This is a genomic window from Barnesiella sp. CU968 (assembly GCF_905219685.1).
GTDB lineage: Bacteria > Bacteroidota > Bacteroidia > Bacteroidales > Muribaculaceae > Lepagella > Lepagella muris_A.
Genome location: NZ_CAJMXD010000346.1, coordinates 1 through 3,090, shown reverse-complemented (window position 1 = coordinate 3,090; position 3,090 = coordinate 1). Strand labels below are relative to the sequence as shown.

Below are 3,090 nucleotides of genomic sequence, written 5' to 3'. Positions count from 1 at the left end.
CTGTTCTGTATTCTCAAACATAGAAACTTATATGATAATTTACGCAGAGCGGACATTTGATTTGCAGACCTGCGAAGAGAGATGATTTCAATTTTATTACGCAAAATTACAAAAAAAGTTTTTTAAGAACATATGTTAAGCTGTTTAAAAATTATAGTGATATGGCATATCTACCGTTTTTTTATTAATTTTGTAAATTAAGAATCATTGTGCGCCCTGCACGACAAACCGCCGGGCAATATGCTTGATGCCAGATAAAAGGAGACACGACTATGGCTGAATATAATAAAAATATGTCGCCCGAAGAGGAAGACCGGATGATAGAAGAGGCTTATCAGGATGTGCTGAATGCCTATCTTGCGAGCAATCACCGCAAAAAAGTGGAGATTATCGAACGTGCGTTCCGCTTTGCCAAATCCGCACACAAGGGGGTGAGACGGCGCAGCGGCGAGCCATATATACTTCATCCGATAGCCGTGGCAAAGATTGTGATTTCCGAACTCGGGCTCGGTTCCACATCCATATGCGCGGCATTGCTGCACGATGTTGTGGAAGACACAGAGTTCACAAAGGAGGATATCGAAGCGAGTTTCGGCTCCAAGATAGCCTCGATTGTGGAGGGACTAACAAAGATTTCCGGCGGTATATTCGGAGACAAGGCTTCTCTTCAGGCGGAGAACTTCCGTAAACTTCTGCTGTCGATGTCGACCGACATCCGGGTAGTGCTGATAAAAATGGCAGACAGGCTGCACAATATGCGCACCCTCGGCTCCATGCGCCCCGAGAAGCAATACAAGATCGCCGGTGAGACTCTTTATGTCTACGCTCCTCTTGCCCACAGACTCGGACTATACAAAATAAAGGATGAACTCGAAGACCTCGCCTTCAAATACGAGCATCCGCAGAAATATGCGGAAATAATAGCCAAGGTAAGCGAAAGTGAGAAGCACCGGGAAGAGATTGTAGAGGAATTCGTGGGACCGGTAAGAAAAAAACTCGATGCCGCCGGATTCAAATACGAAATAAAGGCAAGGGTAAAAAGCGCTTATTCCATCTACAACAAGATGGAGACCAAGAAGATTCCGTTTGAAGAGATTTACGACATTTATGCAGTGCGCGTAATATTCGAAAACGATGACGATACTCTCGAAAGAATACATTGCTGGGAGATATACACCTTCTTTACCGACGGACACAAAGTGCACCCGGAACGCCTCCGTGACTGGACGAGCACCCCGAAGGCAAACGGTTATCGTGCCCTTCACCTCACTGCGATGGGACCTGACGGCAAATGGATCGAAGTGCAGATAAGAAGCCGCAAGATGGATGAAATCGCGGAACTCGGCTATGCGGCACACTGGAAATACAAGACAGGTGTTCATGAAGATGACACCGAGCTTGACAAATGGATGAACACCATAAAGGACATCCTTGCTAACCCCGAACCAAACGCAATAGATTTTCTCGACACAATAAAACTCAATCTTTTTTCCGCAGAAATCTACGTATTCACCCCTAAAGGCGACCTTATTACACTTCCGGCGGGCTCGACCGTACTCGACCTTGCCTTCGCCATACACACACAACTCGGCACCCACTGCATCGCCGGAAAAATCAACCATCGTCTCGTGCCTATTTCATACAAGCTCGATTCCGGCGATCAGGTAGAGATAATAACTTCCGACTCTCAGACTCCCCAGCCCGAATGGATGCAATTCTGCAATTCGGCGAAGGCTCAGAACCGTCTGCGCGCCATTCTGCGCAAGGACAGACGACACCTGACAGAACGAGGTAAGAAACTCTACGATGAGTTTCTCGAACGCGAAGGGGTGGAAAATACTCCGGATGTGATGACACGTCTGCTCGGCAACCTTCATCTTCCGCATAAGGAAGACCTCTACCTCATGCTTGCCAACGATGAGATAAATCTCTCCGCCAAACAGCTCAAAGACCTTAACAAGACCCGTTCCTCATTGCTTTCCAAGATATTGCGCAATCCTTTCTCTTCAAAAAAACAGGAAGAGCGCAAGACTCCGGTCAACAGGAAGGTGATATATGTGCTTCATCCCGATGAAGACAAACCCAACTATAAGCTTGACACATGCTGCCAGCCTATACCGGGCGACGATGTGCTCGGATTCGTGGACGAGAACGAAGACGTTGTGGTGCACAAAGTGAGCTGCCCCAATGCAATGCGCCTGAAAAGCTCGTTCGGATCAAGGCTCGTGGCTACGAAATGGGGCGGGGTTGCCGACAGATTCCTCGCAACAATCAGCATAGACGGCATAGACAGGCGCGGAATCCTGGAGGAAATAACCGGTGTCATATCGCGCGACATAGGTGTGAACATGGTCGGACTGACAATCAACGCACGCCAGGAGGTGTTTCATTGCGAGATAACTCTTCAGGTAGACAACTCGGAGACCGTGGAAAACATATGCCGCAGTCTCAAAGAGAAGATAAAAGGTGTGAAATTCGCAAAACGGATTTCCTGAACATTATGAGAAAACTAAGTCAGATAGCAATAGCGCGTATCGGCATACTGCTCGGCGCGACCGCATTGATACTCTTTCTGCTGCCCCATTCCGACAGGCAGTCGTATACATATGAACTCAATCAGCCTTGGAAGTATCCGCTTCTTACCGCTGACTTCGATATGCCGATACTCCGAGACTCGGCATCGGCAAACGTGCTCCGCGACAGCATCGACGCAAACTTCATACCTTTTGTGGCGAGAGATGCCGATGTGGAGACGGCTTCCCTGACACGGTTCTCCAACACGGTATCGGGCAGAGCCAAACACTCTGATATCACAGACCTTCAGAAGCTCTTGCGCGACGTATACTCCAGAGGAGTGCTCGACACCAGACTCTACGAACACATCAAGGGAATGAAACCGCGGCAGCTACGCATGATGGTCAAAGAGAACGGAGCCACCACCGTTTCCACCATCGATGCATCGGCTATGCTCTCCCCTGCCAGGGCTTTCGAATATATAGATTCGATATACGTGCGACACTCCTCCGCCCGTCAGCTCGACGGAGACCTCGCAAAGGCATTGAACATATGCCTTACCCCAAACATGATGAC

Annotated in this window: 2 protein-coding genes; both read left to right on the top strand. The window is 48.6% G+C overall.

The annotated features are described in order from the left end of the window. Positions 1-272 precede the first annotated feature (272 nt). Positions 273-2,495, top strand: a complete 2,223-nt coding sequence (locus tag JX312_RS11240; RefSeq protein ID WP_123404392.1) for a bifunctional (p)ppGpp synthetase/guanosine-3',5'-bis(diphosphate) 3'-pyrophosphohydrolase — start codon at positions 273-275, stop codon at positions 2,493-2,495. 5 nt (positions 2,496-2,500) lie between these two features. Beyond that, positions 2,501-3,090 (top strand): hypothetical protein (locus JX312_RS11235; protein ID WP_204458061.1); only part of this gene is annotated, 590 nt, incomplete at its 3' end.

Excerpts from the sequence above, each read along its gene's own strand:
- JX312_RS11240 (WP_123404392.1), top strand. The coding sequence starts at position 273 with ATGGCTGAATATAATAAAAATATGTCGCCCGAAGAGGAAGACCGGATG.